This is a genomic window from Aminobacter sp. NyZ550 (assembly GCF_025628925.2).
Lineage (GTDB): Bacteria > Pseudomonadota > Alphaproteobacteria > Rhizobiales > Rhizobiaceae > Aminobacter > Aminobacter ciceronei.
In genome coordinates, this window is record NZ_CP114190.1 from 5,360,140 (window position 1) to 5,383,036 (window position 22,897).

A 22,897-nucleotide genomic window follows, 5' to 3' on the forward strand; every position below is an offset into this window, starting at 1 on the left:
GCATCGATTGGAGTCCGCCATGAGCAAGCCGCTCATCGTCATCTTCGTTGCCATAGTCCTCGACGCCATCGGCATCGGGCTCATCTTTCCGATCCTGCCCGCGCTTTTGCGCGACGTCACCCATGCCGACAATGTCGCCGCCTATATCGGCATCATGACGGCACTCTACGCCGCGATGCAGTTCGTCTTCGCTCCAGTCCTCGGTTCGCTGAGCGACCGGCTCGGCCGGCGCCCGGTGTTCTTGATCTCGCTCGCCGGGGCGGCGGTCAACTACCTGTTCCTGGCCATTGCCCCCAGCCTCTGGATGCTGCTGCTCGGCCGCGCCATTGCCGGGCTGACCAGCGCCAACTTGTCGGTGGCGACTGCCTACATCACCAACATCTCCGCCGAGCATAAACGTGCCCGCCGCTTTGGCCTGTTCAACGCCATGTTCGGCATTGGCTTCATCATCGGGCCGGTGCTGGGGGGCGTGCTCGGCGACCACTGGCTGCGCCTGCCCTCATCGCGGCAGCGGTGCTCAACGCCTGCAACCTCCTGCTGGCATTTTTCGTCCTGCCGGAATCGCGAGAACCCAGCCGGGCGAAGATCGACCTCGCCGCGCTCAATCCGCTTAGGCCGCTGCGCTGGCTGTTTTCGATGAAGCACCTTTTGCCCGTCATTTCCGTCTTCCTCATCTTCAGCGCCACCGGCGAGGCCTACGGCACCTCCTGGGCGCTGTGGGGCAGCGATGCCTTTCAGTGGAACGGGCTGTGGATCGGCCTGTCGCTGGGCAGCTTCGGCGTCTGCCAGGCGCTTGCCCAGGCTTTTCTACCCGGTCCCGCAGTCAGGCTGCTCGGCGAGCGCACCGCCATCCTCGTCGGCATCGCCTGCGCCTGCACTGCACTGGTCGTCATGGCATTCGCCACCGCGAGCTGGATGATCTTCGCCATCATGCCGCTCTTCGCCCTCGGCGGCATCGGCGTGCCCGCCCTTCAGTCGCTCGCCACCCGGCAGGTCGACGAGAGCCAGCAAGGCCAGTTCCAGGGCGTGCTCGCCTCGGCGCTCAGCCTCGCCTCGATCGCAGCCCCGCTCGCCTTCTCCAGCTTCTACTTTGTCGTCCGCGCCCAATGGCCCGGCGCGATCTGGCTGTCCGTCATCGCCCTCTACGCGCTTAGCGTGCCGCTGGTGCTTGGCCTGAGATTTCGCGAGGCGGTGCCGGCAGCGGCGACGTGAAGGTGGTGGGTGGGTAGGGTGCGAGACGTGGAGGGCTTTTCCACTCTTTTCCTAGTTTTTCTGAACCGGAGCCGCCAAGCGGAACTCCCGCAGACCGCCTCCGTCTCATTCCTTCCCACCCCCCTCTGCCCTGCCGGGCATCTCCCCCACAAGGGGGGAGATCAGGCCTGCATCTACCCCGCGCCCAATCGCCAACGTCGCAAGCATGACAGTGCGGGATAGGCGCCGCCGGCGACGCGACTAATCTCCCTCCTTGTGGGGGAGATGGCCGGCAGGCCAGAGGGGGGTGGGAAGGATCGCGACGCCAAAGGTTGGCCTCGTAAAGAACGACCGCCAGCGCCACTGTCACCACTCCCCCGCGGACAGTCGCCAAGGGGAGAAGGAAAATTGCGCCTTACGCTCCGCCTACCTTCTCGCCAAAGGTCGAGAAGAACTGGCCGGCCAGCTTCTTCGAAGTCGAGGTGATCAGGCGGCTGCCGAGCTGGGCGATCTTGCCGCCGACATCGGCCTTGGCCTCGTATTTGAGGATCGTCGAACCGGGCCCATCCTCGGTCAGCGTCACGTCGGCGCCGCCCTTGGCGAAGCCGGCGATGCCGCCCTTGCCCTCGCCTTCGATGGTGTAGGAGTGCGGCGGCTTGAGGTTCTTCAGCGTCACCTCGCCGGAAAAGGTCGCCTTGATCGGACCGATCTTGAGCACCACCTTGGCGGCCATCTCGGTCGGCGAGGTCATCTCCAGGCTCTCGCAGCCGGGAATGCTCTCCTTGAGCACATTGGGATCGTTGAGCGCCTTCCACACCACCTCGATGGGGGCGGCGATCTTTTCCTCGCCTTCGATCACCAGGGCCATGCGTTATCCTCCCGAATGCCGATCCGATCGAGGCGTAACGCAGCGCCCGGCGATTGTCCATCGCCGCAGTTTTTGTCAGACCCCGTGGCCGATCGGGATCAGGCCTTGCGGCCGATCGGGATGATCTCGCCCGTGTCGGGCGCGTAGGGCGCGCCCTGCCAGCTGCCGAGCCAGCGGTCGACGACAAGCCCTGCCGCGGCTATCATCTCGGCGAGCGCCTGCTGCGCCGGAAAGGCGATGCGCGACTGGGCATGGAACTGCCGCCCGCCGGCCGGCACTCGATAGAAGGTGTCGTAGGTGACAATGCCCGTTACCGCGTCCTGGACGGCGTCGTTCCAGGCCTCGACGGCGCCGAGAGTGGGATGCGCAACGGTGCGCCTCGAGTCGTCGGGTCCCCACTCCTGCCACTCCCGGGCCAGCGGATTGCGGCTGTCGAAGATGAAGCGGCCGTCTGATGCCAGGTGGGCAGCGATGGTGTCGAGCACGGCGCGCTGGTCATCGGCGGTCAGGAACACCTGGAAGGCGTGGCCGGTCAGGATAACCAGGTCGAAGCTTTTGCCGAGGCGCAGCGACCGGGCATCGCCCTCGACCCATTCGACGCGATCGCCGCCGCGGCGCTTGCGGGCGACATCGAGCATGGCCGGCGCCGGATCGGCACCGGTGACCGCTCTGCCGTCGGCCAACATCGCCGTCAGCGCGCCGGTGCCGCAGCCGAGGTCGAGCACGCTCTTGGCGTCGCCAACGAAGCCCATGATGAAGTCGACATCGTCGCCGCCTTCGTTCTCGAGGTCGTAGAACTGGACAAGCTCGGGGTCGATGTAAAGGCGGTCGTCGATCAAGGCATTGCTCGCTCTGCTTGTTGAAGTCGCGCATCTTTGCGAAAGCCGGTTTCGGCTTTCCGACCGACGCGCCGGCGGCGCATTCTTATCACTTGAGCGTCACGAGAAAAGCCTCGCTGGCCGGATCAGAGGCCGTCGAAAGTTGCACCAGGGCATCGCCCAACGGCATCCCGCGCGTTGCGCCCTTCGTCGCTCTTGCAGCGCTTTGGTCCTTGCCATAACGATGCAGGTCCGGATTTCGGGAGGAATTGATGGCCGGCACAAAGACGACGAAGAAGCTCCGTTCGCAGGAGTGGTTCGACAATCCCGACAATCCCGGCATGACCGCGCTCTATCTCGAGCGCTACCTGAATTTCGGCCTGACGCGCGAGGAGCTGCAGTCGGGCAAGCCGCTGATCGGCATCGCCCAGACCGGCTCTGACCTGTCGCCGTGCAACCGCCACCACATCGAGTTGGCCAAGCGCGTGCGCGACGGCATCGTTGCCGCCGGCGGCGTGCCGTTCGAGTTTCCCTGCCACCCGATCCAGGAAACCGGCAAGCGCCCAACCGCCTCGCTCGACCGCAACCTCGCCTATCTCAGCCTCGTCGAAGTGCTCTATGGCTATCCGCTCGACGGCGTGGTGTTGACCATCGGCTGCGACAAGACTGCCCCCGCGCTTTTGATGGCGGCGGCCACCGTCAACATCCCGGCGATCGCGTTGTCGGTCGGCCCCATGCTCAATGGCTGGCACAAGGGCGAACGCACCGGCTCGGGCACCATCGTGTGGAAGTCGCGCGAGCGCCTGTCGTCGGGCGAGATCGACTACAACCAGTTCATGGACATCGTCGCCTCGTCGGCGCCGTCGGTCGGCTATTGCAACACCATGGGCACGGCGACGACGATGAACAGCCTGGCCGAGGCGCTCGGCATGCAGTTGCCCGGAGCGGCTGCGATCCCCGCGCCCTATCGCGAGCGCGGCCAGATCTCCTACGAGACCGGCAAGCGCATCGTCGACATGGTACGCGAGGATCTGAAGCCGTCCGACATCATGACCCGCGAAGCCTTCGAAAACGCCATCGTCATCAATTCGGCGATCGGCGGCTCGACCAATGCGCCGATCCACCTCAATGCCATTGCCCGTCATCTCGACGTGCCGCTCGACAATGACGACTGGCAGAGGGTCGGCCACCATGTGCCGCTGCTGGTCAATTTGCAGCCGGCCGGCGAATATCTCGGCGAGGACTATCACCACGCCGGCGGCGTGCCGGCGGTCGTCGCCGAACTGATGAAGGCCGGCCTGCTGCCGCACCCCGACGCGATCACCGCCAACGGCAAGTCGATGGGCGAGAACTGCGGCGCCACCGAGAACATGGACCCCAAGGTCATCAGGTCGGTTGCCGACCCGTTGAAGAAGGACGCCGGCTTCATCAACCTCAGGGGCAATCTGTTCGACAGCGCGATCATGAAGACCAGCGTGATCTCGCCAGAGTTCCGTGACCGCTATCTGTCAAACCCCAAAGACCCGGAAGCCTTCGAAGGCACGGCAAAGGTGTTCGACGGACCGGAGGACTATCACGCCCGCATCGACGACCCCGCCGAGAACATCGACGAGCATACGGTGCTGTTCATGCGAGGTGCTGGGCCTGTCGGCTATCCCGGCGGCGCCGAGGTGGTGAACATGCAGCCGCCAGCCTATCTGCTCAAGCGTGGCATCCACTCGCTGCCCTGCATCGGCGATGGCCGTCAGTCGGGCACATCGGGATCGCCCTCGATCCTCAACGCCTCTCCGGAAGCCGCCGTCGGCGGCGGGCTGGCGCTGCTGAAATCGGGCGACCGGGTGCGCATCGACCTGAGGAAGGGCACCGCCGACATCCTGGTGAGCGACGACGAGATCGCCCGCCGCCGCGCCGAGCTGCAGAACGATGGCGGCTATCACTTCCCGGCGCACCAGACGCCATGGCAGGAAATCCAGCGCGGCATGGTCGACCAGTTGGCGCAAGGCATGGTGCTGAAGCCGGCTGTCAAATACCAGCGTGTCGCCCAGACCAAAGGCCTGCCGCGCGACAATCACTAGGTACCCCCGGGAGCATCGTTGCCTAGGCACAATCACGCCTCGGGCACGGTCAGCCCGAGACGCAGTCAGTCGAGGCGGATCGCCGTTTGCTCGCCCGCCACATTTGCGGCTTCGCCGGAGCAGATCGGCTGCGCCAGCATCTCGGCGAGAATGCTGCGCTGGTTGATCTCGGCGCGCGCGACGTAATGACCGAGATGCTGCGCGGCGGCAGCTGTCCCGATACCTACGGCCAAGGCCGTGCCAACAACTGCACCCCAGCGCACGCCGTGATGCCAACCGGACGCCGCTCTCCACAAGCGGCGCCAGGCTGCCATCACGGCGAAGAGCAATGCTGTCAGGGCGCAGCACATCACCCGCTCAACCGTGCTTGCCGCAGCCGCAATCGGCCGGGTGGTAGCGGCCCGTCATCTCGACCATGCCGCCCTTGCCATACATGTCGTGCGGCCTGACCCAGTCGGCGAGCAGGTGGAACGGACCGTTCTCGGCACGGCCCTTGGGCATCACGTCGAGAAAACCATAGATGCCGAGAAACTGCTCCGCGCCGCGGCCGAAGGTCGAATAGGTCAGATAGATCTGGCCGTCGTCGTCCTTGTAGAAGACGCTGTCGCCGGAGAGATCCTCGATAGGGAAATCGAGTGGCTCGAAATTGTAGATGGCCTGCTTCGCCGCCAATTGCTCGGGCGTGTAGGAGACGTTGAAGTCGTAGTTGAAGTCGCTGCGGAAGGACGAGACGAAGCGCGCCTTCCAGCCCATGCGCGCCTTCAGCGCCTCGGCTTCGGCCAGCGGCGCACGGGTGACCGCAACGTAGCTGACGTCGTGGTTTTCGAGGTGGACGAGCACGCTGTCGACATTGTCCATCTCGAACGAGCAGCCGACGCAATGGTGCTGCTGGCCCGGCGCCATCATGAAGTGCTTGATGAACAGCTGGCTGCGCCCGTCGAACAGGTCGGACAGCGACAGCTGTCCTCCGGGGCCGTCGAAATAATATTGCTTGTCGATCCTGACCCAAGGCAGTTCGCGCCGCTCGGCGCTCAGCGCGTCGCGCGCCCTGGTCATTGCCTTTTCCTTGGCAAGCAGCGTCCGGCGCGCCGCAACCCACTCGTCTCGTGATACGGTTTCATGCTGCATGTCACTCTCCATCTTTTGGACACAGGCTTCCAATCGGCCGCCCCGTGGCGGCCGTCATGCACGGCTCGAAGGTCCGATGCTCGCTGCTAGAGGTAGGCGGTCACCACAGGTGGCCGGTCCCAGGCGTCGTTCTTGCCGTCCTCATAGGTGATTGGCACGGCAGCCAGTTCGTCGGCCGAGATGTCGTCGAGACAGGCGACGTTCACCGCAAAGAAGTCGCCGCCCATGATGTCGAAGCTGGCCGACGCAAAGGGATGGACGCCGCAGCGGCTGCAGAAAGTGTGGCGGATGGCTGACGAGTTGAAGCGGTACTCGGTCAGCATGTCGGCACCCGCGGTGACGCGGAAGCCGGCAGGCCGGGCAAAATTCTTCCAGAAACGGGTCTTGGCGCACCAGGAGCAGTTGCAGCGGAAGCTCGACGTCCACCAGACGCCGTCGAGCTCAGGCGTCGAGCGTTGGCCTTTGGGTGCCAGATCGAGCTGGCATTCGAAATGCACGGCCCCGCAATGGCAACTGCCGCGATAGGATTTCAGCATCTTCGTTTCTCCTCGCATGGCGTGTCGTTCCGATGATCGACAACGATCATCGGGGACAGCGGTTTCAATCGGGCAGTCGGCGCGCCGGCGGCTTCAGCCGGCGCGAAGCTTCACAGCACGGGTCGGCCGGCAAGCGCGTCGGCCAGGCGATCGAGGCATTCGCCCCAGCCGCCCAGATGCGAGTCGCGCGTTTCGACGTCGAGGAACGGCTCCTGGCGGAAGGTCAGCCGCGTGCGGTCTCCTTCAGGCTTCAACGTCACCGTCACCAGCGTCTGCCAGTCGGGGTCGTGATCCCAGGCAAAGGTGAAGACGATCCTTTCGTTCTCGACGACCTCGCGGAAGGTGCCGGTCATGCCATCCTCGACGTGGCCATGAATGAGCAGATGGTAGCTGCCGCCGTTACGGAACTCGTGCGTCTCGCAGCTCGACGTAAAGCCCTTCGGCCCCCACCAGCGGCAGAGATGCTCGGGGCTCGACCACATGCGGAAGACGAGCGCCGGCGGCGCATCGAAGACACGTGAAAATTCGAGGACGAGCGACTGGGCGGCGACGGTGTCAGTTCTTGCGGTCATCCTGGTTTCCCCTGGGCGTCTGCAGTTCCTTGAGATAGTCAGCCATGCGGTCGAAGCTCTGATCCCAGAAGCGGCGGTAGCGCTCGACCCAGTTGGCGATGTCCTTGAGCGGCCCGGCCTCCAGCCGGCACGGGCGCCACTGCGCCTCGCGGCCGCGGCTGATCAGACCGGCGCGCTCCAGCACCTTCAGGTGGCGCGAGATCGCCGGCAGGCTCATCTCAAACGGCTCGGCCAGCTCGTTGACGGTCGCCTCGCCCTGCGCAAGCCGGGCAAGGATGGCCCGCCGGGTCGGGTCGGCGAGGCTGGCGAATGTGGCGTCGAGGTGATCTTCGGTCATCTATTTAGCAGACTTGTTAATTAACTTATCTGTTAAGTACAACCGGAAAGCCACGCTGTCAAGCGAGGCCGAAAATAGCGGCCGGAAGGGTTGCATGACCACGCCATGGAATAGACGCCCTGCCCGCCCGTTCTCCCTGCCATCATCAAGGAGATGCAAGAATGTTCCTGACGCCCAAGACGCGCGCGATACGCTTTCTCTGCCGCCCCGAAGACGACGGCGTGATCCCGCCGCCGGTGTCGGCCAAGACCTTCATGCCCGACTGGTTTCGCAAGCTGCCGGCGGTCGATCCCGAGAAGCTGTCGACCGGCGACAGCGGGCTGACGGTCAAACGATGCATGCCGTTTCTCGACGCCATGACGGCCGGCTGGATCATCCGGCTGGCGGCAACCGTGCGCATGGAAATTTCGGACGGCGGCAAGAAGGTCGATACCGCCTGGGACTTCGACCGCACTCTGGTCAGCAATCATGGTGCCCATCAGGTGGCCGGCAATCCGCGCGCGCCGCTGCCGCCGTGCAAGTTCCATAACTACTGGAGCATCCGTACCCCACCGGGCTGGAGCTGCCTGTTCGTGCAGCCGCTGAACCGCCTCAATGGCATCTTCGAGATCATCTCGGGCGTCGTCGACACCGACAGCTATGCGGCCGAGATCCACTTCCCGTTCTTCGCCACCGGCGCGGACGGGCTGCACATCATCGAGAAGGGCGCGCCGATCGCGCAGGTCATCCCTTTCGAGCGCAAGGCGCTGGAGCTGTCAGCAGACATTCGGGCCGAGAGGGAAGACGAAAAGAAGGACCGCAGCCGCGTCTTCCGCAACACCATCTCCACCGACGGCTGGTATCGCCGCTTCGCCCGCAGCCAGCGCTGAGGCGCATGTTTTCAATGCACACAAAAAAGGGCCGGTGGTGAACCACCGGCCCTTTTTCTGCGTTTCCGTCGGGGTCAATCGTCGTCGGACGACGAGTTCGACGAGCTGTTGGAGCTCGAGTTGTTGGACGAGTTCGACGACCGGTTGAAACGCGAATTGCTCGATGCGTTCGACGAGCTGTTCGACCAGCTCTTGCCGTCGGATTTCTTGCCGCCGGCAATGACCGTCTTGAAGAAGCGGCTGATGTCGTCGTCGGCATGTGCAGGCGTCTGCGCCAGCGGTGCGGCGAAGATCAGGGCACCAAGAATGGCGAGGGTCTTTTTCATCTGTCATCTCCTGTTCGACAATCTTGCTGATTGCCGGGGAGGAACGGGAGACATCGGTGACTATTCCACAGCCGCCGGGAAATTCTGCCGATGAACGTCCGACGATGTTTGAATTCCCCCCTCGCCTCGCCTAACTGGAAACCGACGCAACGGACGCAAGCCATGGCCAGACGACGCTCATCCCTCGGTTTCCTCGGCCTGTTCGGCCGCTCCAGCGACCTGCGCGAACTTGATGGCGCATTGCGCGCGGTCGACCTGCATCCGGCGCTGGTGCCGGAGGGGGTGAAGCTCACCATCGTCAACCTGATGAAGGACCATTGGCCCGACGAGCCGCCTTCTTCAGCCTATCCGCCCATCGCCCAGTTGTTCGGCTACTGCATTGCTGGCGCCGACGCCTTTGCCGGCGCCAATGGCGGCGACATGGCCGTGCGGGCGGAACAGCGCATCGAGATCGCGCTCGATGCCGAGGACAGTTTCGACGCCCAGATCATCCTGCTGGCGCTGCATGCCAAGCTGATCAATCCCGACGTCGTCGAACGCTTCGGGTTGTCGTCCGACTAATCGGCAGCCTGCTCGACCAAAGGTTCCTTCATCAAGGTCGCCGGGTCCGGGCTGGTCAGCGCGAGCAGCGGCAGGGCCGCGGCGCCGATCAGGGCGCAGCTCTGGCCGAGACCGCTGACCTCGACTCGTGCCTCTGCCATATCCGAACGAACCGACGGGCCGGGATCACCCATTTTTTCTACCAGCCTATGCAACAGCCAGGCAGGTGCAGTGCCGCCGAGCACGATCGCCTGGGGATCGAAGATGTTCTCGAGGCTGACGAGCGCTCGAGACAGTGCCGAAGCTGCGCCATCCAGCCAGGATTGCGGAACGGTCTCCGGCGCGAGCGCAGCACCTACCGGCAACAGCCGCCTGAGGCCATCGAGCGCCAGAGAGCCATGCAGGCAACCGCGATTGCCGCAGTGGCACTTCGGTCCCTTGGGGTCGATGAGCATGTGGCCGAACTCGCCGGCATTTCCGCGTCCGCCATGCACCGGCACCCCGCCCTGCACGATCGCGCCACCCACGCCCTCACCGAGGAAAAGATAGAGGAAGTCGCCGCGCCCCTTGGCCCGGCCATGCGTGTACTCGGCCATGGCGGCGGCATTGGCGTCATTCTCGAACACCAGCGGGGTCGACGCAAACAGGGCCTCGAAGGGCTTGGCGAAGTCCGCCTGCGCCTCGGCCGACCCGCCCGTCGCCGACCAGCGGCTGGCAAGCGGACGCGAGACCACGACACCTGTGCCGAGCCGAGACAGCCCGTCGGCCGCGGAAGCCACCTCGCGCGCGATCGCCCCCAATGCGTCCAGTTGCTGGCCGTGATCGCCGCCGAAGGCGCGCGCCTCCGGCCGCGCCAGGACGTTGCCGGCGAGGTCGGTGGCGATGGCGTGGCAGGCGCCCGCCGCGACATGCAGGCCGAGGCAATAGCCGGCGCCTGGGCTGATCTCGATGTCGATCTGCGGCTGGCCGCGCTGGCCGCGCCGGCGGCCGGTCTCGCGCACCAGCCCGGTGTCGATCAAATCCTCGATGATGTTGCGGATGCCTTGCGGCGTGAGGCCTGAAAGCCGCGCCAGCTCGATGCGCGACAGGCTGCCGTGGCGGCGCAGCGCGTCGAGCACGACTGTGCGGTTGTAGCGCCGGGTCAGCGTCGCCGAATTGCCGTTGGCCATGTTTCCACCCTCGATTCCAGTCTCGCTAGCATATAAAAGTAAAACAACGAAATTTCTTTATTGACTCCAAACCAGCTTTCGCTAGCCTCGCGGCGGATCGAACAGGCCCGCCATGGATATGGGTCGCAAGCAAGGGAGATCAGTCGATGCAGTCGATCGACCGCGTGAAGCTGAGGGAGATGTTTCCGCCGCCCGGCGACCTGGTGGTGCAGAAGGTGCTCGATCGGCTCGACCAGCATTGCCTGCATTTCCTGTCCCTGTCGCCGTTCCTGTTGATCGCGACCCAAGGTCACAACGGCGCCGACGTGTCGCCGCGCGGCGACCCCGCCGGCTTCGTCAAGGCGATCGACAGGCAAACGATCCTGATCCCAGACCGGCCCGGCAACAACCGGCTCGATACGATGGAGAACATCCTCGACAACCCGCGCGTCGGCTGCCTGTTCCTGGTGCCGGGGCTGGGCGAGATCCTGCGCATCAATGGCGAGGCCGACCTCGTCGTCGGGCCGGAGCTGGAGCAGCTTGCCTTCCAGGGCAAGACGCCACCGGTCGCCATCCGCATCCGGATCGGCGAGGCGCTGTTCCACTGCGCCAAGGCGGTCATCCGCTCCAAGGTCTGGAACCCGGCGACCTTTGCCAGGCGCGAGGATTTTCCGCCGCTGGGCGCCGTTCTGGCCGACCAGATCGCCGGGCTCGACAAGGACGAGATGATCGAATGGATCCGCGTGGGCGACCAGCGGACGCTCTACTGAGGGTGTGACATGATCGAAATCAACTTCACCGAAGCCGACGGCAACAGGCGCATCCTGAGCGCCGATCCCGGCAGCACGCTGCTGAACGCCATCCTCGCCGCCGGCATCAAGGGCATCGTCGCCGAATGCGGCGGCGGCTGCTCATGCGGCACCTGCCACGTCCATGTCGCTCTGGACTGGACAGGCAGGCTGCCGGCGCCGGCCGACGACGAGACCGACATGCTTTCGCTGGCCGAGGACGTGACCGAACAGAGCCGCCTTGCGTGCCAAATCAGGCTCGCGCCCGAACTGAATGGCCTGAGCGTGGCGATCCCGGGAGCCGCCTGATGGAGTGCATTGTCATTGTCGGTGCCGGTCACGCCGGCGTGCAGGCGGCTGCCTCGCTGCGCGACGAGGGTTTTGACGGGGACATCGAGCTGGTCAGTGCAGAAAGCACCCTGCCCTATCATCGCCCGCCGCTGTCGAAGCGCTTTGCCGAGGGGCTGACCGACGAGGCGATCGCGCTCAGGCCGGCGGCGTTCTACGCGACGCAGGACATCGGGCTGCGGCGCGGTACGGCGGTGGAAGAAATTGACGCCAGGAGGCAGCGTTTGACGCTGGGAAGCGGCGAACAGCTTGCCTATGACCAGTTGATCCTCGCTACCGGCGCGCGCAACCGCCGGCTTGCGGTTCCCGGCGAGGAGCTGAACGGCATCGTCTCGATCCGCGATCTCGGCGACGCCTACCGGCTGGCCTCGTCTGTCGTCATCGGCACGAGGGCCTTCGTCGTTGGTGCGGGTTATCTCGGCCTCGAGGTGGCCGCCGTACTGGCGAGGCGCGGCGTGAAGGTGACCATCGCCGCGTCGCGTCCGCTGCCTCTGAGCCGCTCGGTGTCCGAGGGGACGGCCAAGGTGTTAGCGACGGCGCTGCGGGAGATGGGCATCGAGATCATCGTCGGCGCCGATGTTGCCGGTTTCGAAGGCAGCAGGCATCGCGTGACCGGCGTTCGGCTGGGCGACGGCAGGTTGTGCGCGACGGAGCTTGTTGTCATCGGCATCGGCGCCGTGCCCAGTATCAAGCTCGCCGACCATGCCGGGCTCGACGTCGACGACGGCATTCTGGTCGACGAAGCGTTGGCGACATCGGCTGCCAACATCTCGGCCATTGGCGACTGTGCGCGGCTGCGTGGCGGCGCCCGGCTGGAGAGCGTGGCCAATGCCACCTTCCAGGCACGCCGCATCGCGGCCCAGTTCTGCGGCAAGCCCGATCTGACACCGGAGACGCCCTGGTTCTGGAGCGATATCGGCGAGCTCAAGCTGAAAATGGTGGGAGTGAGGCAGCCTGACGATGTGGTGCAAACACTGGCAGTCAATGACGGTCATGTCGCGCTATGCTTCCGCGACCAGCAGTTGGCTGCCGTCGAGACGATCAACGCCAACCGCGTCCATGTCGCGGCGCGGCGTATTCTCGACGCGGGTGTCCCGCTCGGAATGGATGTGGCCAACGCGCCCGGCTTCGACATTGTGGCTCATGCGAAGGCACTTGCCGCGCGAGTGGCCGAGTCTTCACGCGCAGCCTAGGCCGCACAGCAGGTCTGTTGAAACACCGCCAGGAGTTTCTGGCGTTACCCGCCCATGCCCGAGCGCGGCAACTTGATCAGTTCGCCGAATTGGGCGCGCAGCCTGTCGTCGAGGGTGCGCGGGATATGTCGCGGAAAACGCTCGGCAAGGATGCGTCTCTTCTCCGCGATCGCCTTGCCCAGCAGATCCGGCTTGCCCTTTTCGTTCCATTCCTTGGGCGAGAAGCGGTCGGCCACGGCGGGATAGAAATATTCGGTCTGCATCAGCCGGAGCGTCTGCTCGTTGCCGAGATAATGGCCGGGGCCGTTGAGGCAGACTTCGGAGATGGTGGCGATGGAGAGTGCCTCATCGGAGACCTCGATGCCGCGCACGCAGCGCAAGCATTGGCCCAGCATGTCGTTGTCGATGATCAGGCTTTCCAGGCAAAAGCCGAGCAACGAGGCATGCATGCCGGCGGATTCATAGACCAGATTGAGCCCGGACAGCCCGGCCATGACATTGGTGATGCCCTTTTCGTAGCCGGACTGGATGTCGGGCAGCTTGGAGTCGGCCATGCCGGCGGCCGAGCCACCGGGCAGGTCATAGAACTGGGCCATCTGGGCGCAGGCTGAAGTCAGCAGCGCCTGCTCGGCCGAGCCGCCGGACATGGCGCCGGTGCGCAGGTCGGAGACGAAGGGCCAGGTGCCGAAGATGGCGGGGTGGGCGGGTTTCAGCGCGTTGACATAGACGAGGCCGGCCAGCACTTCGGCGACCGCCTGGACGACGGCGCCGGCGATGGCTGCAGGTGCGGTGGCGCCGGCCTGACCGGCGGAGAGCAGCAGGATCGGAATGCCGCCCTCGACGCAGGCTTCGAGCACGCCGCAGGCATCCTCGGCGAATTTCATCGGCGGCACGACGAAGCAATTGGAGTTGGAGACAAAGGGGCGGGCGCGGAAATTTTCCTCGCCGCCTGATATCTCGTAGAGCATCTGCAAGGCAGGCGCCACGTTCTCGCGCACGGTGAAGCTGGTGCCGACATGTTTGGAGGTGCCCGAGACACAGGCATAAAGCGTGTTGAAGTCCATCTCCAGCGGGTCTGGGATGTCGCGCGGCACCATCGGACGCTGGAAGAAGTGAATGTTGTCGAGCCCGTCGACGATGCGGGCGGCGTCGTAGATGTCCTGCAGCAGGCTTTCGCGGTATTCGCGCTTCTCGACGTCGACGAGGTGAACAGCGGCACCTGCGGTGCCGTAGTGGACCCGCCTGCCCTGAATCACCATGTCGTGCCTCGGGTCCTGGCCGCAGAGCGTGAAGTTGCGGGCGGCGTTCCTGATGGTCGACAGCACCAATTCCCTGGGGAAGCGGATGCGGCCGTCGTCGCCGTAGCTGGCGCCGACCCGCTTCAGCGCCTCGATGCAGCTCGGGATGGCGTTGGCGAAGCCGACGGTTTCGAGCAGGGTCAGGACCGCCTCGTGGATGCGTTCGAGATCGTTCTGGCCCAATGCCTTGAACGTGCCGCCTTCGAGACCGGCCCGCACGGGGCGGATGTCGTCGGCCAGCGGAGCGGCGCGCATCGCCCGTCGCGCCTCCCTGCCACCGGACCTTCGTGAGCGTTGTTCCGCAGACAGGTCATGGCTTTCGACGGCAACTGACATGCAGGTCCTCCGAATTCGTGTGAGGCTGGCCCGCAGTGATTATGCCACCGTCGTGTCGCCTCGTTCCCTTTGCGCGACTATGCAACGTCCATTGGCCCAGACTATGGGCCAGCAGATTGCGCCGGATATGCCAGAGCGCTCATATATGCGCGGCGGCACGAAGCGGCGGCCGGCATGGGCGACAGGCCTGAAATCGGAGCCGAAATCAGGCAGGGATCGGAAGCTTGGAAAAAGTGGTGCAACGCTACGCGCCAGGAGGGCGGGCAGCGCTGCTGAGGGATCACGCAGCCGCGGGCCGACGGCCGGCAGCGGTTGCCAGTTCGCGGATTCCAGGTTCGATGTGCTGGAGCGCGATCGAGGAGATGCCCAGCCGCATGAAGCGTGTCGGCTTGTCGGAATGCTCGAAGAAACGCTCACCCGGCTCGATGATGACCGAGCGCGCCGCTGCCGCTGCCGCAAGACCGCGCGAGTCGGTGCCGCGGGGGCCTTCCAGCCACAAAGACGTGCCGCCGGCCGAGTCGGTCGACTGCCATTCTGGCAGAAAAGCCGAGATCGCCTGGACCAATCGCTTGCGCCTCTCGCCAAAGGCGGTGGAGAGACGGCGCACCAGCGCCTCGTGGTGGCCTAGCGACAGGAACAGCGCGACGGCGCGCTGGTTGTTGGCCGGCGGGTGCCGCAGCATGAAACGGCGCAATGCGCGCAGTTCGGCGATCAGATCGGCCGAAGCGACGATGTAGCCAAGGCGCAGGCCTGGCGCGAGTGTCTTCGACATCGAGCCGACATAAACGACGCGGCCCGAGCGATCGAGGCTCTTCAAGGCCTGCTGCGGCGCTTCGTCGAGCAGTTGGCTGTCATAGCCATCCTCGATGATGATCTGGTTGTTGCGCGCCGCGCGCGCCAGCAGGTCCTGCCGGCGCTCGGCACTCAGCGGCACCATGGTCGGGCACTGGTGGCTCGGCGTGACGAAGACAAAGCCGGCGTCCGACGGGACCGCCGAGGTGACGATGCCCGAATGGTCGACCGGCACGGGCTCGATGTCGGCGCCGGCGAGGCGGAAGATCGAGCGCGCGTCGGGGTAACCCGGGTCTTCCATCGCCACCTTGGAGCCCTTGCTCATCAAGAGCGTGGCCAACATGTAGAGCGCGTTCTGGGCGCCGAGCGTGACGATGATCTCATCCGGATTGGCGAAGATGCCGCGCCGCGGCAGCAGACGCGCCTGGATCTGCTCGATCAGCAGCGGATCGTCGCGGTCGACCATGTCGGCCGCCCAGTTGCGAATCTCGAGCACGGCCAGCGCCATGCGGTTGCACTCACGCCATTCGGCGGTCGGGAACAAAGTCGGGTCGAACTGGCCATAGACGAAGGGATAGGACGACTTGATCCAGTTATCGAGCTTGGCCGGCGGCTGCATGTCGGAGGCGGCGATCTGGCGGCGCGCCTTCCAATCGATTTCATTGGCCTGATCGGGGCTCTTCTGCTGCGGCTTGGCCGGTGTCGCCAGAACTTCGGGATTGACGAAGTGGCCACGGCGCTCGCGCGCGACGAGGAACCCCTGGTCGACAAGCTGCTGAAACGCCAGCACCACCGTGCCACGCGCGACGCCGAGCTTTTCGGCAAGGATGCGGCAGGACGGCAGCGGCATCGACGCCGCGATCTGGCGGTCGAGAATGGCGGCAACGATCGCCTGTCGGATCTGGGCCTGGAGCGTCTGACCTGATTCCGCCGAAATTCTGAACAAGCCTGACCAGATAGCCGTATCGTTTCGCTGTGGCATGGGGACGTTTCCTGCATGTCCAGTCTTTTGACTTCGCTGGACCATAGAAAGCTATCCTTGGCACAAGCAGTTGCACCAATCAATTTTTCTAATCTTATAGATTTATGCCAGTGAACCTTTCCAGCGGCGGTTGCAAATGACACCGATTAAATCGATTGAAAGACATCTATTGAATCGATTGAAATTTGCGGCGATAGTCCACCGCGACGCCTCTCAATCAGCCCCAAGGTCTGCTAGGATGATGCCAGCAGCTGACATTTCCGGAGTTCCCAGGTGATCGACCAACCTTTCAAGGCGGCACTGGCCGCGCTTCGCAGCCACCATCAGGACGCACCCAGAAATCTCCGGGCGGCATTCGCTTCCGACCCGAAGCGGTTCCAGCATTTTTCCGCCTCCGACGACGACCTTTTGCTCGACTGGTCGAAATGTGCTGTCGACGCCGAGACCATGACGCTGCTGGAAAAGCTGGCACACTCGGTCGATCTCGAAGGCCGGCGCGCCGCGATGTTCGCCGGCGAGCGCATTAACGTCACCGAAGACCGCGCCGTGCTGCACACGGCTCTGCGCAATCCACGCGGCGAGCCGGTCATGCTCGACGGCCACGATGTGACGGCTGACGTGCACGCCGTGCTCGATGCCATGGCGGCCTTCGCCGACGACGTCCGCTCGGGCAAGGCGTCAGGTGCCACCGGCAAGAAGATCACCGACATCGTCAATATCGGCATCGGCGGTTCCGACCTTGGTCCGGCCATGGCGACGCTGGCGCTGGCGCCCTATCATGACGGGCCGCGCGCGCATTTCGTCTCCAACATCGACGGCGCCCATATCCACGACACGCTGAAGGGGCTCGACGCCGGCACGACGCTGTTCATCATCGCGTCGAAGACCTTCAGCACGGTCGAGACCATGACCAATGCCGCCACTGCGCGGCGCTGGGTGGAGGAGAAGCTGGGGGCCAAGGCGGTGGGCCACCATTTCGCCGCCGTATCGACGGCTCTCGACAAGGTTGCCGCCTTCGGCATCGAGCCGTCACGCGTGTTCGGCTTCTGGGACTGGGTCGGCGGGCGTTATTCGCTATGGTCGGCGATCGGCCTGCCGATCATGATCGCCATCGGACCGAAGAACTTCCGCGAATTCCTGGCCGGCGCGCATGCCATGGACAAGCATTTCGCCACGGCGCCGCTGCTCAAGAACATTCCGGTGCTGATGGGGCTGATCGGCTTCTGGCACCGGGTGGTGTGCAGCTATCCGGCCCGCGCCGTCATCCCCTACGACCAGCGCCTGTCGCGCCTGCCAGCCTATCTGCAGCAGCTCGACATGGAATCGAACGGCAAGAGCGTGACGATATCGGGCGGCGGCGTGGTGACGCCGACGGGTCCGCTGGTGTGGGGCGAGCCGGGCACCAACGGCCAGCACGCCTTCTTCCAGTTGCTGCACCAGGGCACCGACTTCATCCCCGTCGAGTTTCTCGCGGCGGCGGAAGGCCATGAACCTGAGTTGCAGGAACACCATGACCTGCTGCTCGCCAACTGCCTGGCGCAGTCGGAAGCGCTGATGAAGGGCCGTACGCTCGAGGAAGCACGGCGGCAGATGCTGACCAAGGGCATCAAGCCGGAGGAGGTCGACAAGATCGCGCCGCACCGCGTTTTCTCGGGCAATCGCCCGTCGGTGACGATCCTCTACCGTAAGCTCGACCCCTACATGCTCGGCCGGCTGATCGCGCTATATGAGCACCGCGTCTTCGTCGAGGCGCAGCTGTTCGGCATCAATGCCTTCGACCAATGGGGCGTCGAACTCGGCAAGGAACTGGCCACCGGCTTGTTGCCTGTCGTGGATGGGCGAGAAAATGCCGCGCGTCATGACTCCTCGACAGCCGGCCTCGTGGAGCATATCCACCGCCTCAGAGCGCCGCGCGGGCAATAGAAGCGGACGGCGCCCCTGGCATTGCACCTGCGCATTCGGCCTTCCGCCGGGGCGCATGGTCGGAGGAGTGAGTGATTTGAGGGGCATCAAGGGCATACTTTTCGACAAGGACGGGACCCTTGTCGATTTCCAGGCGACGTGGTTCGCCATCGGCGAAATGATGGCGCTGAAGGCGGCGGATGGCGACCAGGCGCAGGCAACCGCGCTGATGGAAGCAGCCGGCTACGATTTCAGCGCCCATTGCTTCAAGGCCGATTCGGTTTTTGCCGCCGGCACCAACGCCGATATCGTCGCGCTCTGGTATCCCGGCGCGACCGACAGCGAGCGCTCTGACCTGATCAGGATGTTCGACCAGGTATCGGCCGAGCAGGGCTCGGCCAAGGCCGTGCCGCTGCCGGGCAGCAAGGATGCGCTGGCGAGCCTGCACAGCGCCGGCTTCCGCCTCGGCGTCGCCACCAACGATTCGACCGGCGGCGCGGAGAAGACGCTGCTGTCGCTCGGCATCGCCCAGTTGTTCGACGCGGCCTATGGCTACGACGCCGTCGCCAACCCCAAGCCGGCGCCCGATGCGATCCATGCCTTTTCCGACCTCACCGGCCTCAAGCCGAAGGAGATCGCCATGGTCGGCGACAATCGTCACGACCTCGAGATGGCCAAGGCTGGCGGCGCCCTGGCCATCGCCGTGCTGTCGGGCACCGGCACGCGGGAATCGCTGACGCCGATGGCCGACGTGGTGCTCGATTCGATCGCCGACCTGCCCGCCTATCTGGCACGCGAGGCCTGAGCGGGGCCCATCGGCAACACCCGCAGGCATCCAGCCACTCCGAAGGAAAACCCATGACCGACGAGCTGACCATCCGCCGGGCGACCCGCGAGGATCTGCCCGAACTGGTACAGCTCTATCGTCATCTCGTGCCTGACGAGCCAGTCAGCACCGGACATGCGGAAGAGATCTGGGAGCGGTTCTCGCATTACGGGCCGAGCGGCATCTTGCTCGGCCTGGTCGACGGAAGGCAGGTGGCGACCTGCACGCTTGTGGTGGTGCCCAACTTCGTCCGCGGCGGCGCCAACTATGCGCTGATCGAGAATGTGGTGACCCATGCCGACTTCCGCGGCCGGGGCCATGGCAAGGCAGTGCTGCTCACGGCCGTCGAGGAGGCGTGGTCGCTCGGCTGCTACAAGGTGATGTTACTGACCAGCTCGAAGGAGCCGGCGACGCTGGGTTTTTACCGCAACGCCGGGTTCCAGACGACCAAGACGGGGTTTGAGATGAGGCGTATACCGTCGCGGGTGGGGTGAGGCGGAACTCGGTCGGGTAGCGATCTTTCGCACCCCTCTCTGTCCTGCCGGACATCTCCCCCGCAAGGGGGAAGATCAGCCGTCAAATCGACTTTCGCCAATCACCAGCGTTGCAGGATGTGCTGCGGCGTCCGAGCTGCCAATCTCCCCCCTTGCGGGGGAGATGTCCGGCAGGACAGAGAGGGGTGCGAAGGATGAGACAGTGGTCTCACGAGCCTCCTAACCCTCGCCTATTCGAACACGATCGTCGGCGTCGCCGCTTCGGCGGCACCCTTTTCCTCCCGCAGACGCTCCCAGACCTTGGCGGCGATGTCGCGGTAGGTCTGCGCCTGAGCGCTGTCGGGTTTGGCGACGGTGACCGGCGTGCCGGCGTCGGAGCTCTCGCGGATGCCCATTTCCAGCGGCACTTCGCCGAGGAAAGTGACGCCGAGGCGCTCGGCCTCACGCTTGGCTCCGCCATGGCCGAAGATGTCGTAGCGCTTGCCGGTGTCGGGAGCGATGAAATAGCTCATGTTCTCGACGATGCCGAGCAGCGGCACGTCGACCTTCTTGAACATGTTCAGACCCTTGCGCGCGTCGATCAGTGCCAGATCCTGCGGCGTCGAGACGATGACGGCACCCGCCAGCGGCACCTGCTGGGCCATGGTCAGCTGGGCATCGCCGGTGCCGGGCGGCATGTCGACGACGAGCACGTCAAGTGGACCCCATTCGACCTCGCGCAGCATCTGGGTCAGCGCCGACATGACCATCGGGCCGCGCCAGATCATCGGCGTTTCCTCGTCGACGAGGAAGCCCATCGACATGACCTTGAGGCCATAATTTTGCATCGGCTTGAGGATCTTGCCGTCGACAGTTTCCGGGCGGCCATGGATGCCAAGCAGCTTGGGCATTGACGGGCCGTAGATGTCGGCATCAAGCACGCCGACCTTGAGGCCGTTGGCAGCGAGGCCAAGCGCAATGTTGACGGCAGTCGTCGACTTGCCGACGCCGCCCTTGCCGGAAGCAACGGCGATGATCGAGGCGATGCCAGGAACTCCGCGCTTGCCCTGCGTCTGCGAAGCCGGTGCGTGCGGAGCAGGCCGTGCCGCCGGTGCGGGCGTCGGACGAGGTGCTGGCTTCTGCGGCACCGGCGCTTCCATGCCGCCGCCCTTTTTCTCTGCGGTCAGGGCGACGACGGCGCCGCTGACGCCCGGGATCGCCTTGACGACGCGTTCGGCCGCGGCACGCAGCGGCTCCATCTCCTGGGCGCGGGCGGCCGGCACGGTGATCGAGAAGAACACCTTGCCGTCGGCGATGAAGATGTCGGAAACCAATCCGAGATCGACGATGTTGCCTGAGAAATCCGGGCCATTGACCGTCTTGAGACGCTCGACAACGATTTCCTTGGTGACTGTCATGTGACGAACCTGCTGCTCTGTGTCGAGCCTGAGATAATGCAGTTTGGCGGAAGAACCAAGCTACCCGAAATGGCAGCCGGATCCTGACCGCTGGCAAGTGCCTGATCCGGCGCCATGTTACACCGGCAAAGAAACTTCAGCAGGGATGTAGGATCAGCGCTGCCTGCTGCGTCCTTGGGGCATACGGAGAGCAATCACCCGGAGAACCGTGATGAAATTCGTCAATTACCTCTTCTTCAACGGCAATTGCCGTGAGGCTTTCGAGTTCTACGCCGACGTGTTCGACGGACAGGTCGTCGGCCTGGTGACCTATCGTGACGAACCCGGCGAGAGCAGCATGCCTGCGGACTGGCAGGACAAGGTGATGAACGTGCAACTGTCGATCGGTGACCAGTCGCTGATGGCGTCGGACTCGCCGCCACAATATGCGAGCGAAATGGGCGGATTCTCGATCTCGGTCGACCTCGGCGACCTTGCCCGCGCCGAGCGCATCTTCGCAGCCCTTGCCGACGGCGGAACTGTCACCATGCCGTTTGCCCCGACCTTCTGGGCCAAGGGGTTCGGCATGCTGAAGGACAAGTTCGGAACACCCTGGATGATCAGCAGCGGCAACGCTGGCGAATAATTTCAAACTAGCGGCATTACGAGGAAACTGACAATGAATACTGCGGTTGCAACTCCCGCAATTTCCAATGGCGTCCTGTGGACCGGACGCGTTCTCAGCGGCCTGGTCATCGCCTTCCTTTTGTTTGACGGCGCAATCAAGCTGGTGCCGCTGCAGGTCGTGCACGACACCATGGCGACGCTCGGCCTGCCTTCGGAGCTCGCACGCACACTCGGCGTGCTGACCCTGGCATGCACGATCCTCTACGCCTGGCCACGCACTGCGATCCTCGGCGCGATCCTTCTGACCGGCTATCTCGGCGGCGCCATCGCCATCCACCTGCGCATCGGCAATCCGATGCTTTCGCACACCTTGTTCGGCGTCTATCTCGGGCTGATGGCCTGGGGCGGGCTGTATCTGCGCGATCCGCGTCTGCAGGCGCTGATCCCATTCCGCCGCTGAACCAGCCATACCCAGGAGACGACAATGCAGGTTCTTGCCATCATCCTCGGGCTGCTCGTGCTCGCGATCCTCATCATCCTGGCGATCGCCGCGACCAAACCCGCTATCTTCTCGATCCAGCGTACGACCGATGTCGACGCAGACCCTGATACCATCTTTTCGCTGATCAATGACTTCCACAATTGGCGCGACTGGTCGCCATGGGAGGCGCTCGACCCCGACCTCAAGCGCAAGATGAGCGGTGCGAGCACCGGCCGCGGCGCGGTCTACGAATGGGACGGTAACAAGAAGGTCGGCAGCGGCCGGATGGAGATCACCGAAGCTGTGGCACCGAACAAGGTTGTCATCAAGCTCGACTTCCTGAAGCCGTTCGAAGCGCACAATGAGGCCCGCTTCACCATGGAACCGAGGGCCGGAAAGACGCGCCTGAACTGGGAAATGACCGGTCCGTCACCGTTCATGTCCAAGGTGATGCAGGTGTTCATGAACTTCGACAAAATGGTCGGCAAAGACTTCGAAAAGGGCCTCGCGAGTATCAAGGCGATCGCCGAACGGAAACGCCTTGCCGGCTCGTGAGTTTACCAGTCTCAGCACAGCAAGACCTGCCGCCCAACCGGGTGGCACTATATTCAACCGGGGCTTTGCCCCAATGCGGGGGCAACAGAGAGGAGACTGACATGCTTGGTCAAATCAATGCCGTTGCCAATGTGGCCGTCAGGGACCTCGGACGCGCCAGGGCTTTCTACGAAAAGACGCTCGGTCTCAGCGAGGTCGAGCACATGGGCGACGAGGTGTCGGTGCTGAAGAGCGGCGACACTGTGATCAACGTCTACCGCTCGGACTATGCCGGAACCAACAAGGCGACCTCGGTCACCTGGGCCGTCGGCGACCGGATCGACGGCCTCGTTGATGAGCTGAGGTCGAAGGGCGTGGCGTTCGAGCACTACGACATGCCCAATGTCAGGCTCGAAGGCGACGTCCATGTCTTCGGCGACTTGCGGGTTGCCTGGTTCAAGGATCCCGACGGCAACATCCTCAACCTGATCAACCAGTGATTTTGATGCGGT

Annotated in this window: 25 protein-coding genes and 1 pseudogene; 14 read left to right on the forward strand and 12 right to left on the reverse strand. The window is 64.4% G+C overall.

The window, feature by feature from the left end; genetic code table 11:
* Window positions 1-19 precede the first annotated feature (19 nt).
* Window positions 20-1,212: pseudogene (locus tag N7E70_RS26595) on the forward strand (TCR/Tet family MFS transporter).
* 394 nt (window positions 1,213-1,606) lie between these two features.
* Here N7E70_RS26595 and N7E70_RS26600 read toward each other — a convergent pair.
* Both N7E70_RS26600 and N7E70_RS26605 read right to left on the reverse strand, forming a co-directional pair.
* On the reverse strand, window positions 1,607-2,059 hold the full coding sequence (locus tag N7E70_RS26600; protein WP_154386903.1) for an SRPBCC family protein: 453 nt from the start codon (window positions 2,057-2,059) through the stop codon (window positions 1,607-1,609).
* Between the two features lie 98 nt (window positions 2,060-2,157).
* Entirely contained in the window at window positions 2,158-2,895 is a 738-nt protein-coding gene (locus N7E70_RS26605) for a class I SAM-dependent methyltransferase (RefSeq protein ID WP_263008118.1), read from the reverse strand.
* A gap of 254 nt (window positions 2,896-3,149) precedes the next feature.
* On the opposite strand from N7E70_RS26605, the gene N7E70_RS26610 reads away from it, so the two are divergent.
* Window positions 3,150-4,952: an IlvD/Edd family dehydratase gene (locus N7E70_RS26610; RefSeq protein ID WP_154386901.1), complete on the forward strand. Its 1,803-nt coding sequence runs from the start codon at window positions 3,150-3,152 to the stop codon at window positions 4,950-4,952.
* A 65-nt stretch (window positions 4,953-5,017) separates the two neighbouring features.
* On the opposite strand, the gene N7E70_RS26615 is transcribed toward N7E70_RS26610, so the two are convergent.
* The 5 genes from N7E70_RS26615 to N7E70_RS26635 all read right to left on the reverse strand — a co-directional run bounded on the left by N7E70_RS26615 (window position 5,018) and on the right by N7E70_RS26635 (window position 7,525).
* Window positions 5,018-5,185: a hypothetical protein gene (locus N7E70_RS26615; protein ID WP_157097172.1), complete on the reverse strand. Its 168-nt coding sequence runs from the start codon at window positions 5,183-5,185 to the stop codon at window positions 5,018-5,020.
* Between the two features lie 124 nt (window positions 5,186-5,309).
* Window positions 5,310-6,080, reverse strand: coding sequence for a DUF899 domain-containing protein (locus N7E70_RS26620; RefSeq protein ID WP_263008093.1), 771 nt, complete (start codon window positions 6,078-6,080; stop codon window positions 5,310-5,312).
* 86 nt (window positions 6,081-6,166) lie between these two features.
* Entirely contained in the window at window positions 6,167-6,616 is a 450-nt protein-coding gene (locus N7E70_RS26625) for a GFA family protein (RefSeq protein ID WP_067965510.1), read from the reverse strand.
* A gap of 110 nt (window positions 6,617-6,726) precedes the next feature.
* Window positions 6,727-7,188: an SRPBCC family protein gene (locus N7E70_RS26630; protein ID WP_067965512.1), complete on the reverse strand. Its 462-nt coding sequence runs from the start codon at window positions 7,186-7,188 to the stop codon at window positions 6,727-6,729.
* Window positions 7,172-7,525 (reverse strand): ArsR/SmtB family transcription factor, encoded by a 354-nt coding sequence (locus N7E70_RS26635; protein WP_263008094.1) that lies wholly within the window; start codon window positions 7,523-7,525, stop codon window positions 7,172-7,174. Before N7E70_RS26635 ends, N7E70_RS26630 begins: the two co-directional genes overlap by 17 nt.
* A 161-nt stretch (window positions 7,526-7,686) precedes the next feature.
* On the opposite strand from N7E70_RS26635, the gene N7E70_RS26640 reads away from it, so the two are divergent.
* Window positions 7,687-8,394, forward strand: a complete 708-nt coding sequence (locus tag N7E70_RS26640) for a DUF6065 family protein (RefSeq protein ID WP_263008095.1) — start codon at window positions 7,687-7,689, stop codon at window positions 8,392-8,394.
* 74 nt (window positions 8,395-8,468) lie between these two features.
* On the opposite strand, the gene N7E70_RS26645 is transcribed toward N7E70_RS26640, so the two are convergent.
* Complete coding sequence (locus N7E70_RS26645) at window positions 8,469-8,720, reverse strand: hypothetical protein (protein ID WP_263008096.1); 252 nt, start codon at window positions 8,718-8,720, stop codon at window positions 8,469-8,471.
* A gap of 162 nt (window positions 8,721-8,882) precedes the next feature.
* Here N7E70_RS26645 and N7E70_RS26650 point away from each other — a divergent pair, with 162 nt between their 5' ends.
* Window positions 8,883-9,281, forward strand: coding sequence for a hypothetical protein (locus tag N7E70_RS26650; RefSeq protein ID WP_263008097.1), 399 nt, complete (start codon window positions 8,883-8,885; stop codon window positions 9,279-9,281).
* Here the strand turns inward: N7E70_RS26650 and N7E70_RS26655 are convergent.
* Window positions 9,278-10,429, reverse strand: coding sequence for an ROK family transcriptional regulator (locus N7E70_RS26655; protein WP_263008098.1), 1,152 nt, complete (start codon window positions 10,427-10,429; stop codon window positions 9,278-9,280). The genes N7E70_RS26650 and N7E70_RS26655 overlap by 4 nt on opposite strands.
* A gap of 146 nt (window positions 10,430-10,575) precedes the next feature.
* Here N7E70_RS26655 and N7E70_RS26660 point away from each other — a divergent pair, with 146 nt between their 5' ends.
* From N7E70_RS26660 to N7E70_RS26670, 3 genes are read left to right on the forward strand one after another with little or no spacing between them, the layout of a single operon-like run.
* Window positions 10,576-11,178: an MSMEG_1061 family FMN-dependent PPOX-type flavoprotein gene (locus tag N7E70_RS26660; protein ID WP_192318521.1), complete on the forward strand. Its 603-nt coding sequence runs from the start codon at window positions 10,576-10,578 to the stop codon at window positions 11,176-11,178.
* A gap of 9 nt (window positions 11,179-11,187) precedes the next feature.
* Window positions 11,188-11,505 (forward strand): 2Fe-2S iron-sulfur cluster-binding protein, encoded by a 318-nt coding sequence (locus tag N7E70_RS26665; protein WP_263008099.1) that lies wholly within the window; start codon window positions 11,188-11,190, stop codon window positions 11,503-11,505.
* Complete coding sequence (locus N7E70_RS26670) at window positions 11,505-12,737, forward strand: NAD(P)/FAD-dependent oxidoreductase (RefSeq protein WP_263008100.1); 1,233 nt, start codon at window positions 11,505-11,507, stop codon at window positions 12,735-12,737. The genes N7E70_RS26665 and N7E70_RS26670 overlap by 1 nt, the downstream gene beginning before the upstream one ends.
* A 44-nt stretch (window positions 12,738-12,781) precedes the next feature.
* On the opposite strand, the gene N7E70_RS26675 is transcribed toward N7E70_RS26670, so the two are convergent.
* Complete coding sequence (locus N7E70_RS26675; RefSeq protein ID WP_263008101.1) at window positions 12,782-14,371, reverse strand: trimethylamine methyltransferase family protein; 1,590 nt, start codon at window positions 14,369-14,371, stop codon at window positions 12,782-12,784.
* Between the two features lie 280 nt (window positions 14,372-14,651).
* A complete protein-coding gene (pdxR, locus tag N7E70_RS26680; RefSeq protein ID WP_067965532.1) occupies window positions 14,652-16,145 on the reverse strand; it encodes a MocR-like pyridoxine biosynthesis transcription factor PdxR in 1,494 nt (497 codons plus the stop codon).
* A 273-nt stretch (window positions 16,146-16,418) separates the two neighbouring features.
* On the opposite strand from pdxR, the gene pgi reads away from it, so the two are divergent.
* The 3 genes from pgi to N7E70_RS26695 are packed head-to-tail and all read left to right on the forward strand — an operon-like array spanning window position 16,419 to window position 19,367.
* The gene (gene pgi, locus N7E70_RS26685; RefSeq protein WP_442866482.1) at window positions 16,419-18,068 is read left to right on the forward strand and encodes a glucose-6-phosphate isomerase; all 1,650 of its coding nucleotides are present in this window, start codon (window positions 16,419-16,421) and stop codon (window positions 18,066-18,068) included.
* A 55-nt stretch (window positions 18,069-18,123) separates the two neighbouring features.
* Window positions 18,124-18,852, forward strand: a complete 729-nt coding sequence (locus N7E70_RS26690) for an HAD family hydrolase (RefSeq protein ID WP_182575542.1) — start codon at window positions 18,124-18,126, stop codon at window positions 18,850-18,852.
* 53 nt (window positions 18,853-18,905) lie between these two features.
* Window positions 18,906-19,367: a GNAT family N-acetyltransferase gene (locus tag N7E70_RS26695; protein WP_263008102.1), complete on the forward strand. Its 462-nt coding sequence runs from the start codon at window positions 18,906-18,908 to the stop codon at window positions 19,365-19,367.
* A gap of 230 nt (window positions 19,368-19,597) precedes the next feature.
* On the opposite strand, the gene N7E70_RS26700 is transcribed toward N7E70_RS26695, so the two are convergent.
* Window positions 19,598-20,764, reverse strand: a complete 1,167-nt coding sequence (locus tag N7E70_RS26700) for an Mrp/NBP35 family ATP-binding protein (RefSeq protein ID WP_263008103.1) — start codon at window positions 20,762-20,764, stop codon at window positions 19,598-19,600.
* Window positions 20,765-20,975: 211 nt separating this feature from the next.
* Between N7E70_RS26700 and N7E70_RS26705 the strand changes: the two genes are divergently transcribed.
* The 4 genes from N7E70_RS26705 to N7E70_RS26720 all read left to right on the forward strand — a co-directional run bounded on the left by N7E70_RS26705 (window position 20,976) and on the right by N7E70_RS26720 (window position 22,885).
* Window positions 20,976-21,389 carry a VOC family protein gene (locus N7E70_RS26705; protein WP_067965541.1) on the forward strand — a complete coding sequence of 138 codons (414 nt, stop codon included), beginning with the start codon at window positions 20,976-20,978 and terminating at the stop codon, window positions 21,387-21,389.
* A gap of 33 nt (window positions 21,390-21,422) precedes the next feature.
* The gene (locus tag N7E70_RS26710) at window positions 21,423-21,830 is read left to right on the forward strand and encodes a DoxX family protein (protein ID WP_067965544.1); all 408 of its coding nucleotides are present in this window, start codon (window positions 21,423-21,425) and stop codon (window positions 21,828-21,830) included.
* Window positions 21,831-21,854: 24 nt separating this feature from the next.
* The gene (locus N7E70_RS26715) at window positions 21,855-22,406 is read left to right on the forward strand and encodes an SRPBCC family protein (protein ID WP_154386885.1); all 552 of its coding nucleotides are present in this window, start codon (window positions 21,855-21,857) and stop codon (window positions 22,404-22,406) included.
* A gap of 101 nt (window positions 22,407-22,507) precedes the next feature.
* Window positions 22,508-22,885, forward strand: coding sequence for a VOC family protein (locus tag N7E70_RS26720; protein ID WP_263008104.1), 378 nt, complete (start codon window positions 22,508-22,510; stop codon window positions 22,883-22,885).
* Window positions 22,886-22,897 lie beyond the last annotated feature (12 nt).